Origin of the sequence: Actinophytocola glycyrrhizae (assembly GCF_042653545.1) — a bacterium.
GTDB lineage: Bacteria > Actinomycetota > Actinomycetes > Mycobacteriales > Pseudonocardiaceae > Actinophytocola > Actinophytocola glycyrrhizae.
The window spans coordinates 274453-287873 of record NZ_JBHSIS010000022.1; the positions used below are offsets into that span (position 1 = coordinate 274453).

Consider the following 13421-nt stretch of genomic DNA (forward strand, 5'->3'; position numbering starts at 1 on the left):
CGGGACGCACCGCTGTTCGCCCGTGTTTGAGGTCCCATTTGGGTACCGGGTGTGGCGTTGTTCAGCCGGACCTGCTTACTTGTGCGCATGGAGATGACGGCTGAGGTCGAGAACACAGGTGCCCGCTCACGGGAGGTGCGCCCGCTGCACGGTCCCCCGCGCGGTACGTGGCCGCAGATAGGAACATACATCTTCATCCTGGGGCCCTTCCTCGCCCTCCTGGCCGCGATACCGCTCACCTGGGGCTGGGGGCTCGGCTGGCTCGACGTCGGGCTCGCCGTCTTCTTCTACGCGGCCACCTGTCTCGGCGTGACCGTCGGATTCCACCGTTATTTCACGCATCGCGCGTTCAAGGCGTCCCGGTCATTGCGCGTCGGTCTCGCGATCGCGGGCAGCATGGCGTTGCAGGGCCCGATCACGCACTGGGTCGCCGACCACCGGCGCCACCACGCGTTCTCCGACCGCGACGGCGACCCGCACTCGCCGTGGGCGTTCGGCACGTCGCCACTGGCGCTCGTGAAAGGTTTCTGGCACGCCCACATGGGCTGGGTGTTCGACCGCAACCTCACCAACGCCGAGCGGTTCGCGCCAGACCTGCTCGCCGACCGCGACATCGTCCGCGTGCACCGGCAGTTCGGCCTCTGGACCACGGTCACGCTCCTCGCGCCCGCCGTGCTCGGCGGCCTGATCAGCTGGTCGCTGTGGGGCGCGGTCACCGCGTTCTTCTGGGCCGGGCTGGTCCGGGTGTCGGTCCTGCACCACGTGACGTGGTCGGTGAACTCGATCTGCCACATGATCGGCTCGCGCCCGTTCGCCGCGCGCGACCGGTCGGCGAACTTCTGGCCGCTCGCGATCGTGTCCATGGGTGAGTCGTGGCACAACCTGCACCACGCCGACCCGACCTGCGCGCGGCACGGCGTGAAGCGCGGGCAGATCGACATCTCCGCCCGCCTCATCTGGTTCTTCGAGAAGTTCGGCTGGGCGACCGACGTGCGCTGGCCGACGCAGAAGCGCCTCGCCACCCTGGAGAACCGCGCACGAGCATGAGGATCGTCCAGCTGGCCAACTTCTACAGTCCCACGTCCGGTGGGCTGCGGACCGTCGTCGACACGCTCGGCAGGGGGTACGTGGCCGCCGGGTACGAACGGGTGCTGGTGGTGCCCGGCATGCGCCGCGAACGCCTGCGCACCGACGCGGGCCTGGTCATCACGCTGCCGGGGGTGCCGGTGAGCGGGGGCTACCGCATGCTGCCGCGCCCGGCCGCGGTGTGCGGGGAACTCGCGGCCCTCGGCGACGACCTCGTGCTGGAGGTGTCGGACAAGACCACCCTGCTCGCGGTCGGCGACTGGGCGCGGGACCGCGGGGTGCCGACCGTGCTGCTGTCCCACGAGCGGCTCGACCGGTGGATCGAGGCCCGCGTGCCCCGGCTGTGGCGGGCCGGGGCGGGCCGGGTGATGGCACCGGCGGTGCGCCGGTGGAACAGGGGGCTGGTGAACCGCTTCGACGCCCTCGTCGTGACCTCGCGGTACGCGGAAGGCGAGTTCGCGGGGCTGCCCGTGCGGGCGCTGCACCGGATCCCGCTGGGTGTCGACCTCGACACGTTCCGTCCACAACGGACCGGCCACCGGCGGGGACCGGCGCGCCTGGTGTACGCCGGGCGCCTCTCGCCGGAGAAGAACCCGCGTGCGGTGGTCGGCGCGGTGCGGGAACTGGTGGCCGCCGGTGTCGCCGTACGGCTCGACGTCTACGGCGACGGCCCGGAGCACACCGCGTTGCGCAAGCTCGCGCGCGGGCTGCCGGTCGACTTCCACGGCCACGTGTCCGACCGGGCGGCGCTCGCGCGGGCGCTGTCGGGCTCGGACGTGGCGTTCGCGCCGAGCGTCGCGGAGACCTTCGGCCTGTCGATCCTCGAGGCCATGGCGTGCGGGACGCCGGTGCTCACCTCGGTCACCGGCGGCGCGCCGGAGCTGCTCGCGCCCGGCGCGGGGGTCGCGGTCGCGGCCACCCCGGCCGGGCTCGCGGGCGGGGTGGCCGAGGTGCTGTCGTGGCCGGTGCCGTGGCGGCGGGCGGCCGCACGCGAGCGGGCCGAGCAGTTCCCGTGGTCGCGGACCGTCGACGCGATGCTCGAACTGCACACCGCTACGCGCGTCTGAGCAGCGCAGCCAGTGCGTAGGGGACGAGGTCGCCGCCCCGGCGGCACAGCCACGGCACGCCCTTGAACACGAGCCAGCCCCACCTGGCGAGCCTGCCTGGCGTGCGGCCACCCGCGCACACCAGCGAGACCTCCTTGTGGACGGTGGTGCCGAACGTGCCGAGCTGGGCGGCGATCGCGCGGGCGAGCAACCGGTGGCCGAGCTCGGACGGGTGCAGCCGGTCCACCGCCCACGCCGCCTGTGTGTAGATGCCGGGCACCTGGCCGAGGTCGACGATCCCGACGCGGTGCTCGCGGGCAACGGTGTCGAGTAGGTCGTTGAGCGCCGCGATGCGGGAGGCAAGCGCTCTCCTTAGTGGTCCCGGCAGCCGGAACACCCGGTGGTGGTCGTGGTACTTCGCGGTGATCACGGTCGTCCCGGCGGCCACGAGCGTGCCGACCACGTGGTCGAGGTCGGCGAGCAGCCGCTCCGGGTCGAAGTCCGACCGCATCGTGTCGTTCATGCCGACCAGCAGCACCGCGACGTCCGGCCGCAACGCCAGCGCGGCGGGCAGCTGCTTCTCCAGCACCCCGCCGATGCGCGAGCCGCTGACCGCCAGGTTGGTGAGGCGCGCGCCGCCGAGCGCCTCAGCCAGCAGTGGTGCGAAACCACGCCATCCCCCGCCGAGCACGGGATCACCGATGCCTACCCCGACCGAGTCGCCGAGCACGGCGAGTACCAGCCCTGTTGTGGGCGCGTCCACCAGCACGGATCGCATCATCCGCGTGCCGGTCGGACAACCGGTGAGAACGCGGTGAGCGGCCGGTGGCGTGTTGGGGAATGTTGGCTCTACCAGTGCGTCGGGCGGGTGAGCCCGGCCGGGAACCGGGTCGCCCCGTCGCCCTGTGCGGCAGCCAGCTGGAACTGGGTGAGGAACAACGCGCCGGTGAGGTCGGCGCCGCGCACGTTCGCGTCGCGCAGGTCCGCGCCGAGCAGGTCCGCTTCGCGGAGGTCGGCGCCGGACAGGTCGGCGCCGATCAGGTACGCGCCACGCAGGTTGGCGCCACGCAGCGCGGCCCTGCGCAGCTTCGCGCCGATCAGGTCGGCGCCGCGGTGGTCCCTCTTGCCCCGGATACCGGCCCGGAGGCTCTCGCTGGTGCGGGCCAGCAGCGGGCGGACGTGGTGGCGCAGCGCGTCGACATCCGTCGCCAGCAAGGATCTCGGGTCGCCGTGGGTGCGGTCCTCGACGTCCCTCAGCGCGGCCGCCACGTCGTCGGCGGGTGCCTTCGCCGACGCTTCCGTGAGGTACCACAGGATCTCGTGCAGCTGGCGCATCACCGCGAACACGTCGAACATCTCGGTCGCGGTGTCCGGTGCGTCCCGCCAGGACACCCCGCCGTAGGTGACCTGTGCCACCTTCTGTCCGGCACCAAGGCAGTCGAACACCGTGCAGCCGGGAAAGCCTTGCTGCCGCAGCGTTTCGTGGGTGCCGCAGCGGAAGTCGGCGAGCAGGTTCGGGCACGGCCTGCCGGCGGGCTTGTCGATCGCGAAGTCGGCGGACCGCGCGAACGCCGGTGCGACGCAACACAAGCCGAAGCAGCTGCCGCAGTCGGCCCGCAAGGTGGACATGGCCCCACGGTAGCGTGTGCGCGTGAAACTGAACCGCAGGTCCGCACTGAGCCTCGGTACCGTCGCGACGGCAACGGCCGTGCTCGGTTCCACGACCACTTCCGCGGCCGCCGAGGAGACCGGTGGCCCCGCTTGGCGCGTCGCCCGCACGTACGCCCGCGCGGTCACGGCCGCGGGTGGCACGTGGTCGTCGCTGGTCACGGTCGGCGGCACGACGGCGGTCGAGGCCGGTGCCGACACGGTCGTCGAGGCCTACAGCGTCAACAAGATCGCGGTCGCCACCGCCGTGCTCGACAAGATCGACCGGGGGCTGCTGACGCTCGACCAGCGCGTCGAGGTCACCGCCGACATCGTGATCCAGGACACCGACGGCATCTTCGCGCTCGACCGCGCCTACCCCAGCTCGATCACCCTCGGCCACGCGATGGCCAACCTGCTCACCGTGTCCGACAACACCGCCGTGCGCCTGTGCGGCCTGGTGTGCCCGGCGCTGGAGCTGAACGAGATCCTGCGCGGCAAGGGTTTCACGCACACGCAGGTGGTGCCGGTGTCCAACCCGAACCGGTTCTTCCTCGGGCAGACCACGCCACGCGAGACGCACACGCTGCTGTCGAGGCTGGTCGCGGGTGAGCTGCTGTCGCCGGCGTCCACCGACTACCTGCTGAACACGCTGCGTTCCACGTCCGCGTTCACCGACGGCATCCGCCTGCGCCTGACCACCCCCGAACGCCTGCGCGTGGCGACGAAGGCAGGCTGGTTCAACGCCGGCCGCAACGAGGCGGGCGTGATGTTCACGGCGGACGGCGCGGCCGCCGCGGTGTACTCGCTGTTCGCGGCGGGCCCGTTCACGGGCGACGCGACGGTCGACGACGTCGACTTCGGCGCCACCCACCCGGCCTGCGGGGCCAGGCAGGCCCTGGGCCGCACGCTGTTCGACGCGGTGGAAGCGACCACCCCGGCGACCGGGCGCGTGCAGCCCACCCCGCGCTACCGCCCGTCGAACGGCGGCTGACTCCTGCCCTGAAAGGCGCGTTCAGGGCGCCCGACGCCCTGAACGCGCCTTTCAGGGCATCGGCGTGACCGGAGCCGGATCGGGCCGCTTCGGGACGAGCCCGTCGCCGGGCTGACGGCCGATGAGCTTGTTGCGGACCGTGCCGTGGACGGCCGGGTAGACGTGGTGACGCAGCCACGTCCAGTGGCGGGAGGCCGTGCGCCACAACGGTTCCGGGCAAGCGGGCGGCAGCGGCGCCAGCCACGCCGGGTCGACGGGCAGCTTCAGTGCCGTCAGCACGTGGGCCGCCACGCGGTGGTGGCCCAGCGGCCCGAGGTGCAGCCGGTCGCCGCCGTAGAGGCGTTCGTCGTCGCAGTACTCGTCGTCGCGGACGTCGATCAGCAGCGTGCCGTACTTCGCGGCGGTCTCGGTGATCAGGTCGTTCAGCGCGCTGACGCGCGGGCGGAGCCGCCGCAGGCCGGGCAGCCGCGCGATGTCCGGCAGCGTGAACAGCACCACCGTGTCCGCGGCCCGCGCCATGGTCGCCGCGATCTCGTCCAGTGACCGCGCCATCGTCTGCCAGCGGCCCTGCAGCACGTCGTTGCCGCCGCCGAACAACGTCACCAGGTCCGGGCGGTGCGCGACCGCCGTCGGCACCTGCTCGGTGAGGATCTGGTCGAGCCGCCTGCCGCGCACCGCGAGGTTCGCGTACTCGAGCGAGGGCGACAGCCGCGCCAGCTCGCCCGCCACGAGGTCGGTCCAGCCGCGGTAGCCGCGCCCGTCCGGGTACGGGTCCTCGAGTCCCTCCGCACAGCTGTCCCCGATGGCCACGTATCTCCGGTAGTGCATCCGTCCAAGGTAACCCCTTCCGGTACACGATCTGTTCACCTCCGGGCAAGCTCACGCACCCCGGCCCGCCCGGACCCGCGGCGAGCATGTGTGCTCATGACTCCCCCTCGCAGGCTCCGGGAAGCCGCTCGCGGTCGCACCGTGTTCGATGATCCGCCCCGCAAGCTCCGCTCATGGAGAAGGCAACTGATCGGCTTGCTCGCCGGTGCCCTCCTGGTGAGCGGCACCGCCGTCGCGACCGCGGATCGCGGGCGCGACAAGGAGTTCGACATCCAGGCCCACCGCGGTGGGCTCGGGCTCCGCACCGAGAACTCGCTCAGCTCGTTCGGCAACGCGCTCCGTCTCGGCGTGACCACACTGGAGCTGGACATCCAGATCACGGAGGACGGGCAGGCCGTCGTCACCCACGACCGCAGGGTCGCGGCGAACAAGTGCCTCGACACCGCAGCCGTCACGCCGGGCGACCCCGAGTTCCCCTACGTCGGCAAGTACGTCCGGAACCTGACCCTCGCCCAGGTCCGCACCCTGGACTGCGGCACTCTGAAACTCGCCGACCGGCCGGAGCAGCAGACCACGCCCGGCTCCCGGATGCCGTTGCTGCGCGAGGTGTTCGACCTCGTCAAGCGCTACCGCGCCGACGACGTGCGGCTGAACGTCGAGACGAAGGTCGAGGCGGGCGCACCGCACGAGACCGCGCCGCGTGAGCAGTTCGTGCGGGTCGTCGCGAAGGAGATCCGCGACGCCGGGTTCCTGCGCCGCGTCACGATCCAGAGCTTCGACTGGGGCGCGCTCATGCGGATGCGCCAGGTCGAGTCCCGGCTGCCGCTCGTCGCGCTCACCAACCACGACTTCCTGCAGACCGGGCAGCCGGGGGCCTCGCCGTGGCTCGGCGGCATCGACATCGACGACTTCGGCGGCGACCCGATCCGTGCCATCAAGACGTTCGGCGCCACCACGTTCTCGCCGGTGCACGGCTTCCCGCAGGGCGGTTCCGTCGCCGACCCCGGATACCGGCCGTACGTGACGGCACAGATGGTGCGGCACGCGCACCGCAACGGGATCAAGGTCGTGCCGTGGACCGTCAACGACCTCCCGACGCTGCGCAAGCTCGTCGCCGACGGCGTGGACGGGATCATCACCGACTACCCGGACCGGCTGCGGCGGGTGGCGGCCGAGAACGGGTTCAGGCTGCCGCGCGGGTACGCGTCGCCGTTCGACATCCAGGCACACCGCGGCGGGCGCGCGGTCCTGCCGGAGAACACGCTCGCCGCGTTCCGCAACGCACTGTCCATGCCGGGCGTGTCCACGCTGGAGCTCGACACGGGCGTCACGCAGGACGGCGTGCTGGTGGTCAGCCACGACCGCACCGTCAACGGCTCGCACTGCGTCGACACCGCGCCGGCCACGCCGGGTGACCCGGAGTTCCCCTACGTCGGCAGGACGATCCGGGAGCTGACGCTCAAGCAGTTGCGCACGATCGACTGCGGGTCGAAGACGCTGCCGGAGCTGCCCGACCAGCAGCCGGTGCCGGGGGAGCGGATCCCGACACTGCAGGAGGTGCTCGACCTCGCCGGGTCCCGCACGGACATCCGGCTGAACATCGAGACCAAGATCAGCCCGCTGGTGGCGGACACCGCGGACCACCGGGAGTTCACGCGCAAGCTGGTGCGTGCGCTGGACCGCTGGACCGGGCGCGCCACGATCCAGTCGTTCGACTGGCGGACGATCCGGTACGCGCGGCAGCTCGACCCGAGGATCGAGACGGTCGCGCTGGTGTGGCAGTACGGCCCGGCCGAGTGCCGGTCGCTCGCCGACGAGTGCTCGCTGCGGGCGGAGTACGGCGACCCGTCGGTGAGGAGCCCGTGGACCGGCGGGCTGGACTGGTGGAAGCACCAGGACCTCGGGAAGCTGGTGCGTGCCTCGGGTGCGTCGACGGTGTCGTCGAACTGGCAGGTCCACGACCCGGCGCAGAGTCCTTTCGCCTCGCCCGACTGGTACCTGCGCACCGACCCGGCGTACTACCACGGCCCGTCGGTCGCCACCCTGCAGCAGCGGTACCGGCTGAAGGTCGTGCCGTACACGGTCAACGACGAGGCGACGATGGACCGCGTCATCGCGCTCGGTGTCGACGGCCTGATCTCCGACGACCCGGGGCTGCTGGTGAAGGTGGCTAGGCGGGCCGGTCTGCGTTAGCAGTCGGCGGAGGCGGAACCCGAGCACGACCAGGGTGAGCCCCCAGACGGTGGCGAAGGTGGCGATCGCGACGACCAGCGCGATCGCCCCTTCTGCGGGCTGCGCGATCAGCAGCAGGCCGAGGACGAGCGCGACGATCCCGGAAATGGCGAGGAACACTCGTTGCGGATGACCTTCCGCAACCGGATGCCGCCGCGAGGGGCCTCAGACCAGGCCGGCGTCGTGGACCAGCAGGGCTATCTGTGTCCGGTTGCCCGCCGACAGCTTGGTCAGCACCCGCGTGATGTGGGACTTCACCGTCGCCACGCTGACGTGCAGCTCCGCTGCTATCTCCGCGTTCGTGCGCCCCTGGCCGACCGCGACCGCGACGTCGTGTTCGCGGGCCGACAGGGTGGCCAGCGCCGTGCGGGCCCTGGTGTACGCGCCCGCTTCCGTCGCCGCACGGTCCATCAGGCGGCGGGTGATCGCGGGCGACAGCATCGGCTCGCCTGCCGCCACCCTGCGGACCGCGGCCGCGATCTCCGCCGGGGGCGCGTCCTTCAGCAGGAAGCCGCTCGCGCCCGCGCGTAGTGCCCGCAGCACGTTCTCGTCCGAGTCGAACGTGGTCAGGACGATCACCTCGGGTGGGCCGGTCCTGGTCCGGACCCTCGCCGTGGCGGCGATGCCGTTCACCTTCGGCATGCGGATGTCCATCAGCACCACGTCGGTCGGGTGGGCGTCCAGCGCCGCCTGGACCTGGTCGCCGTCGCCAGCCTCGCCGACCACCCGCATGCCGTCGGCGCCGTCGAGCATCAACGTGAGGCCCGCGCGGACCAGCGCGTCGTCGTCGACGATCAGGACCCGGATCATGCCGGCCACGGTAGTGACGCCGACACCCGGAACTCCGTCGTGGTGCTGTGGTGGTCGAGCCTGCCGCCCGCCAGCCGCACCCGTTCGGTCAGGCCGACCAGGCCGGTGCCGGTGCCCGGGATCGACGACGTGGCGCCAAGCGGGTTCGACACGTCGATGTGCAGCCGGGCACCCGGCTCGCCGTCCAGCGCGATGCGCACCGGCTGGCCGGGCGCGTGTTTGCGTGCGTTCGTCAGCGCCTCCTGCACCACCCGGTACGCGGTCCGGCCCGTCGTGCCAGGCACCTCCCTCAGGCCGACCTCGCCGCGGAGCTCCACCGGGGTGCCGATCGCTCTCGACTCCGCCACCAGCGAGGGCAGGTCCGCCAGCGCGGGCACCGGGCCGGCCAGGTCGTCCGGCTCGTCGCGCAGCAGCGCGATCACGTCCCGCAGCTCGTTCAGCGCCTGGTGCACGGTCGTCCTGATCACGCCGGCCGCCTGGGACAGCCGCTCCGGTGGCTGGTCCGGCCGGTACTCCAGCGCACCGGCGTAGGTGGCGAGCAGCGACAGCCGGTGCGCGAGCACGTCGTGCATCTCCCGTGCGATCGCCGCGCGTTCCGCCGACCGCGCCTCCGCGACCCGCCTGCCCTGCTCGGCCTCCGCGCGTTCGGCGCGCTCCTGCAGCGACGAGATCACCGCCGCCCGCGCGGCCGCCAGCTGGCCCCATCCGACCAGGCCCGCGTGCAGGACGATCACCAGCGTCAGCCACCAGCCGTAGGACAGCCCGCTCGTCGGCTGCCACAGCCCCCGCACCGCGTGGACGACGACACCCGCCGCCGCCACCACGGCCGCCACCCGCAGCGGCCTGCTCCGCGCGATGTGCAGCGTCGCGATGTTCGCGAACGGCGTGCCGGTCGCGGCGACCAGCGCCAGCGCCAGCACGACCACCGTGACCGTCATCGGCCGCGAGAACAGCAGCGGGAACAACGCCAGCCCGGTCACCGCCGCCGCGATCTCCAGCGCCGTCATGGCGGTCGAGCTCCCGGCCTTGACGTCGCCGTACACGATCGCCACCAGGAACACGGCGATCAGCGTCATCGTCAGCCACAGCTTGCGGCCGCACAGCCGGAACTCCACGCACCGAGGGTACGAGCCGGACGGTGCGGCGACCATCGACCAAAGTCGAATCCGAACCCGCCTGCCGGTCGATGTGCCCACCCGCCCCGGCACGCGACGCTACCGCCATGACCACGACAGTTCCGCGAACCTCGCTCTGGCCCGCACTGGTCGGCGCACTGCGCGGCACCGTGCTCGAACTGGGGCCCGGCGACGGTGTCAACCTGCGGCACTACCAGCCGGACGTGCGGCTGGTCGCCGTCGAGCCCGACGCGGCGGCACGCAGGCGCACCGGTGCCGCCGCGACCCGCCTCGGGTTGTCCGCGCGGGTGCTCGACGGCCGCGCCGAGGAGCTGGCGCTGCCCGACGGGAGCGTCGACGCCGTAGTCTGCTCGTTCGTACTGTGCTCGGTCACCGACCAGGCCGCCACGCTCGCCGAGGTGCACCGCGTACTGCGGCCCGGGGGCCGGTTCCTGTTCGCCGAGCACGCCGCCGCGCCACGGGGCACGTGGACGCGGCGCGGGCAGGACCTCGTCGCCGGGCTCACCGGGCTCTTCGGCGTGCGTTGCAGGCCGAACAGGGAGACCGGTCCTGCCATCACCCGTGCCGGGTTCGACGTCGTCGACCTGCACCGCTTCGACCTGCCCGGGCCGCTCGGCGCCGGGATCCCGCACCTCGCCGGCGCCGCGTGGCGCCGGTGCGACCTGGAAGGACGTATCGCATGACCAGCACCGAGACCGTGGAGGTCCCGACCGCGGGCACGTACCGCATCGACCCCGGCGAGTCGACGATCTCGTTCGCCACCCGGCACATGTTCGGGCTGGGCCCGGTGCGTGGCACGTTCGGGCTCCGCGACGGCACCGTGCACGTCGCATCGCCCGTCGAGACCTCGACGGTGCGGGCCACCATCGACGCGGCCAGCTTCGACACCGGCGCCGCGGCACGCGACAAGACGGTGCGCTCCAAGCAGTACCTCGACGTGGCGGCGCACCCCGACATCACGTTCACGGCCGACGGCGTGGTCCGCGACGGCGGCTGGGTGCTGCGCGGCACGCTGACCGTGCGCGGCCGCGCGGAACCGCTCGACGTGCGGGTCGACGAGGTGCGCGTGCTCGACGACCGCCTGCGGCTGCGGGCGAGCGCCGAGGTGGACCGCTACGCGTGGGGTGTCACCGCGATGAAGGGCATGACCGGCAGGCGGCTGCGCTTCTCGTTGTCGCTGTCCGCGACTCAGGTCTCGATCGCATAGGCCTCGATCTCGACCGTCATGCGCGGGTCGACCAGCGCGCGGACCTCGACGAGGGTGGCCACCGGGCGCACGTCGCCGAACATCTCGGCGTGTGCCCTGGCCACCTCCAGTCGGTCACCGATGTCGGTCACGTACGTCACGGTCCGCACCACGGCCGCCGGGCCGCTGCCCGCCTCCTCCAACGCCGCCTCGATGATCGACAGTGCTTCCTTCGCCTGCGTGTAGGTGTCCGTGCCGTCGAGGGCACGGGCGCAGGTCCCGGCGACGTGGATGTGGTCGCCGACGCGGACAGCACGGCAGTAGCCGTACACGTCCTCGAAGTCACCGCCGGAGGGGTAGTTCTCGCGCATGCCGGAGACGGTAACCGCCACCGCCGACGATCCCCGGCCCGCGCGCTTGACCTGGAGTTCGCTCCAGCTCGTACCGTCCCCCGGACACAGCAGGTCCCGAGGGGAGAGAACGTTGCGCTACCGCGTACTCGGCGGCACCGGCATCGAGGTGAGCGTCCACTGTCTTGGCGCGATGATGTTCGGCTCGGTCGGCAACGCCGACCACGACGACGCCGTCCGGATCATCCACACGGCACTCGACGCGGGCATCAACTTCGTCGACACCGCCGACATGTACTCCAAGGGCGAGTCCGAGGAGATCGTCGGGAAGGCGCTCAAGGGCAGGCGGGACGACGTCGTGCTCGCCACCAAGGTCCACTTCCCGATGGGCGAGGGACCCAACCGCGGCGGCAACTCGCGGCGCTGGATCGTCCACGAGGTCGAGCAGAGCCTGCGCCGGCTCGGTACCGACTGGATCGACCTCTACCAGATCCACCGCCCCGACCACACGACCGACATCGAGGAGACCCTGTCCGTGCTGACCGACCTCGTGCGGGCGGGCAAGGTCCGCGCGTTCGGCAGCTCGACGTTCCCGGCAGGTGACATGGTCGAGGCCCACCACGTCGCGGAACGCCGCGGCCTGCACCGGTTCCGCACCGAGCAGCCGCCGTACTCGTTGCTGGCACGCGGAATCGAGACGACCGTGTTGCCGACGGCGGCCCGGCTGGGCTTGGGCGTGCTGACCTGGAGCCCGCTCGCGTCCGGGTTCCTGTCCGGCAGGATCCGCCGCGGCGAGGACATCGACCTGACGACGGGGCGCGCGGCGATCACCCCGTTCCGGTTCGACCCCGCGCTGCCGGAGAACAAGGCGAAGTTCGACGCGCTGGAGCAGCTCGTCGAGGTCGCCGACGGGCTGGGGTGCACGCTGCCGGAACTCGCGGTCGCGTTCGCCGCCGCGCACCCGGCCGTCACCTCGGTGATCATCGGCCCGCGCACGATGGCCCAGCTGGCGGCCACGGTGCGGGGTGCGTCCGTCGAGCTGGACGACGCGACGCTCGACCGCGTCGACGAGATCGTCCCGCCCGGTACCGACCTCTACCGCGCGGACGGCGCGTGGCTGCCGCCGGTGCTGACGCAGGCCCGGCTGCGCCGCCGCCCGGCAGGGGAGCGCGCGGCGGCCTGACCCCGTCACACTTCCTCGCCGGGGCAGGTCAGGGGTGATGACATGACCCGGCGAGAAGGTGGGGGTGTGATGCAGGAGCAGCTGGCCGCGCGGTTCGAGGCCGACCGGGACCACCTGCGGGCCGTGGCGTACCGGATGCTCGGCTCGGCGAGCGAGGCCGAGGACGCCCTGCAGGAGGCGTGGCTGCGGTTCGCGCGCTCGGACACCGGCGAGGTCGAGAACCTGACCGGCTGGCTCACCACCGTCGTCGCCCGCGTGTGCCTGACCATGCTGCGGGCCAGGTCGCGCCGCGAGGAGCCCGTCGAGTCGCTGCCGGAGCCCGCCGCGGCAGGCGGGCCGGAGGACGAGACCGTACTCGCCGACTCGGTCGGGCTCGCGCTGCTGGTCGTGCTCGACACGCTCGCGCCTGCCGAGCGGCTGGCGTTCGTCCTGCACGACCTGTTCGCCGTGCCCTTCGACGAGATCGCGCCCGTCGTCGGCCGCACCCCGGCCGCCACGCGGCAGCTCGCGAGCCGGGCCAGGCGACGGGTGCGGGGCGCGGACACACCGGGTGGGCCGGTCGCCCGCCGCCGCGAGGTGGTGCGGGCGTTCCTCGCCGCGTCCAGGGGCGGGGACTTCACCGGGCTGGTCGCGCTGCTGGACCCGGACGCCACGCTGCGGTCCGACGACGTGGCCGTCCGCATGGGCGGCAACCGCGAGGTCGTCGGCGCGGACGCGGTCGCCCGCGACTTCTCCGGCCGGGCACGCGACGCGCGGCCCGCCCTGCTAGACGGCCTGCCGGGCGCGGTGTGGGCGCCGCGCGGCAAGGTCCGCGTGGCCGTCCGCTTCACGTTCGACGGCGACACGGTCACCGGGCTGGAGTTGCTCGCCGACCCGGACACCGTCGCGCGGCTGGACATCGGCATCGAGGACTGAGCACGATC

General features: G+C 72.5%; 14 protein-coding genes and 1 pseudogene. 9 read left to right on the forward strand and 6 right to left on the reverse strand.

Features of this window, described 5'->3' with window-relative positions:
* The first annotated feature begins 93 nt into the window (after positions 1-93).
* Positions 94-1047 (forward strand): acyl-CoA desaturase, encoded by a 954-nt coding sequence (locus ACFPCV_RS32295; RefSeq protein ID WP_378061166.1) that lies wholly within the window; start codon positions 94-96, stop codon positions 1045-1047.
* Complete coding sequence (locus ACFPCV_RS32300; RefSeq protein WP_378060521.1) at positions 1044-2153, forward strand: glycosyltransferase; 1110 nt, start codon at positions 1044-1046, stop codon at positions 2151-2153. The genes ACFPCV_RS32295 and ACFPCV_RS32300 overlap by 4 nt, the downstream gene beginning before the upstream one ends.
* On the opposite strand, the gene ACFPCV_RS32305 is transcribed toward ACFPCV_RS32300, so the two are convergent.
* Both ACFPCV_RS32305 and ACFPCV_RS32310 read right to left on the reverse strand, forming a co-directional pair.
* Positions 2140-2910 carry an SGNH/GDSL hydrolase family protein gene (locus ACFPCV_RS32305; RefSeq protein ID WP_378061168.1) on the reverse strand — a complete coding sequence of 257 codons (771 nt, stop codon included), beginning with the start codon at positions 2908-2910 and terminating at the stop codon, positions 2140-2142. The genes ACFPCV_RS32300 and ACFPCV_RS32305 overlap by 14 nt on opposite strands.
* A 71-nt stretch (positions 2911-2981) precedes the next feature.
* Positions 2982-3761, reverse strand: a complete 780-nt coding sequence (locus ACFPCV_RS32310) for a pentapeptide repeat-containing protein (RefSeq protein ID WP_378060523.1) — start codon at positions 3759-3761, stop codon at positions 2982-2984.
* 22 nt (positions 3762-3783) lie between these two features.
* On the opposite strand from ACFPCV_RS32310, the gene ACFPCV_RS32315 reads away from it, so the two are divergent.
* Positions 3784-4773 carry a serine hydrolase gene (locus ACFPCV_RS32315; RefSeq protein WP_378060525.1) on the forward strand — a complete coding sequence of 330 codons (990 nt, stop codon included), beginning with the start codon at positions 3784-3786 and terminating at the stop codon, positions 4771-4773.
* Between the two features lie 51 nt (positions 4774-4824).
* Here ACFPCV_RS32315 and ACFPCV_RS32320 read toward each other — a convergent pair whose 3' ends face one another.
* Positions 4825-5601: an SGNH/GDSL hydrolase family protein gene (locus ACFPCV_RS32320; protein ID WP_378060527.1), complete on the reverse strand. Its 777-nt coding sequence runs from the start codon at positions 5599-5601 to the stop codon at positions 4825-4827.
* Positions 5602-5697: 96 nt separating this feature from the next.
* Here ACFPCV_RS32320 and ACFPCV_RS32325 point away from each other — a divergent pair.
* Positions 5698-6804, forward strand: a pseudogene (locus tag ACFPCV_RS32325) (glycerophosphodiester phosphodiesterase family protein); the annotation flags it as partial.
* 15 nt (positions 6805-6819) lie between these two features.
* Complete coding sequence (locus tag ACFPCV_RS32330) at positions 6820-7794, forward strand: glycerophosphodiester phosphodiesterase family protein (RefSeq protein WP_378061170.1); 975 nt, start codon at positions 6820-6822, stop codon at positions 7792-7794.
* Between the two features lie 204 nt (positions 7795-7998).
* Here the strand turns inward: ACFPCV_RS32330 and ACFPCV_RS32335 are convergent, their stop codons facing one another.
* Both ACFPCV_RS32335 and ACFPCV_RS32340 read right to left on the reverse strand, forming a co-directional pair.
* Positions 7999-8643, reverse strand: coding sequence for a response regulator transcription factor (locus tag ACFPCV_RS32335; protein ID WP_378060529.1), 645 nt, complete (start codon positions 8641-8643; stop codon positions 7999-8001).
* The gene (locus ACFPCV_RS32340) at positions 8640-9758 is read right to left on the reverse strand and encodes a sensor histidine kinase (protein ID WP_378060531.1); all 1119 of its coding nucleotides are present in this window, start codon (positions 9756-9758) and stop codon (positions 8640-8642) included. Before ACFPCV_RS32340 ends, ACFPCV_RS32335 begins: the two co-directional genes overlap by 4 nt.
* Before the next feature lie 107 nt (positions 9759-9865).
* Between ACFPCV_RS32340 and ACFPCV_RS32345 the strand changes: the two genes are divergently transcribed.
* Both ACFPCV_RS32345 and ACFPCV_RS32350 read left to right on the forward strand, forming a co-directional pair.
* Positions 9866-10462 carry a class I SAM-dependent methyltransferase gene (locus tag ACFPCV_RS32345; RefSeq protein ID WP_378060533.1) on the forward strand — a complete coding sequence of 199 codons (597 nt, stop codon included), beginning with the start codon at positions 9866-9868 and terminating at the stop codon, positions 10460-10462.
* The gene (locus ACFPCV_RS32350; RefSeq protein ID WP_378060535.1) at positions 10459-10986 is read left to right on the forward strand and encodes a YceI family protein; all 528 of its coding nucleotides are present in this window, start codon (positions 10459-10461) and stop codon (positions 10984-10986) included. The genes ACFPCV_RS32345 and ACFPCV_RS32350 overlap by 4 nt, the downstream gene beginning before the upstream one ends.
* Here the strand turns inward: ACFPCV_RS32350 and ACFPCV_RS32355 are convergent.
* The gene (locus ACFPCV_RS32355) at positions 10968-11336 is read right to left on the reverse strand and encodes a Rid family hydrolase (protein WP_378060537.1); all 369 of its coding nucleotides are present in this window, start codon (positions 11334-11336) and stop codon (positions 10968-10970) included. The two genes, ACFPCV_RS32350 and ACFPCV_RS32355, sit on opposite strands and share 19 nt — an antisense overlap.
* 112 nt (positions 11337-11448) lie before the next feature.
* On the opposite strand from ACFPCV_RS32355, the gene ACFPCV_RS32360 reads away from it, so the two are divergent.
* Together ACFPCV_RS32360 and ACFPCV_RS32365 are read left to right on the forward strand one after the other, a co-directional pair.
* Positions 11449-12498: an aldo/keto reductase gene (locus tag ACFPCV_RS32360; RefSeq protein ID WP_378060539.1), complete on the forward strand. Its 1050-nt coding sequence runs from the start codon at positions 11449-11451 to the stop codon at positions 12496-12498.
* Positions 12499-12567: 69 nt separating this feature from the next.
* Positions 12568-13413 carry a sigma-70 family RNA polymerase sigma factor gene (locus ACFPCV_RS32365; RefSeq protein WP_378060541.1) on the forward strand — a complete coding sequence of 282 codons (846 nt, stop codon included), beginning with the start codon at positions 12568-12570 and terminating at the stop codon, positions 13411-13413.
* Positions 13414-13421 lie beyond the last annotated feature (8 nt).

Excerpts from the sequence above, each read along its gene's own strand:
- ACFPCV_RS32295 (WP_378061166.1), top strand. The coding sequence starts at position 94 with ATGACGGCTGAGGTCGAGAACACAGGTGCCCGCTCACGGGAGGTGCGC.
- ACFPCV_RS32300 (WP_378060521.1), top strand. The coding sequence starts at position 1,044 with ATGAGGATCGTCCAGCTGGCCAACTTCTACAGTCCCACGTCCGGTGGG.
- ACFPCV_RS32305 (WP_378061168.1), bottom strand. The coding sequence starts at position 2,910 with ATGCGATCCGTGCTGGTGGACGCGCCCACAACAGGGCTGGTACTCGCC.
- ACFPCV_RS32310 (WP_378060523.1), bottom strand. The coding sequence starts at position 3,761 with ATGTCCACCTTGCGGGCCGACTGCGGCAGCTGCTTCGGCTTGTGTTGC.
- ACFPCV_RS32320 (WP_378060527.1), bottom strand. The coding sequence starts at position 5,601 with ATGCACTACCGGAGATACGTGGCCATCGGGGACAGCTGTGCGGAGGGA.
- ACFPCV_RS32335 (WP_378060529.1), bottom strand. The coding sequence starts at position 8,643 with ATGATCCGGGTCCTGATCGTCGACGACGACGCGCTGGTCCGCGCGGGC.
- ACFPCV_RS32345 (WP_378060533.1), top strand. The coding sequence starts at position 9,866 with ATGACCACGACAGTTCCGCGAACCTCGCTCTGGCCCGCACTGGTCGGC.
- ACFPCV_RS32350 (WP_378060535.1), top strand. The coding sequence starts at position 10,459 with ATGACCAGCACCGAGACCGTGGAGGTCCCGACCGCGGGCACGTACCGC.
- ACFPCV_RS32355 (WP_378060537.1), bottom strand. The coding sequence starts at position 11,336 with ATGCGCGAGAACTACCCCTCCGGCGGTGACTTCGAGGACGTGTACGGC.
- ACFPCV_RS32365 (WP_378060541.1), top strand. The coding sequence starts at position 12,568 with ATGCAGGAGCAGCTGGCCGCGCGGTTCGAGGCCGACCGGGACCACCTG.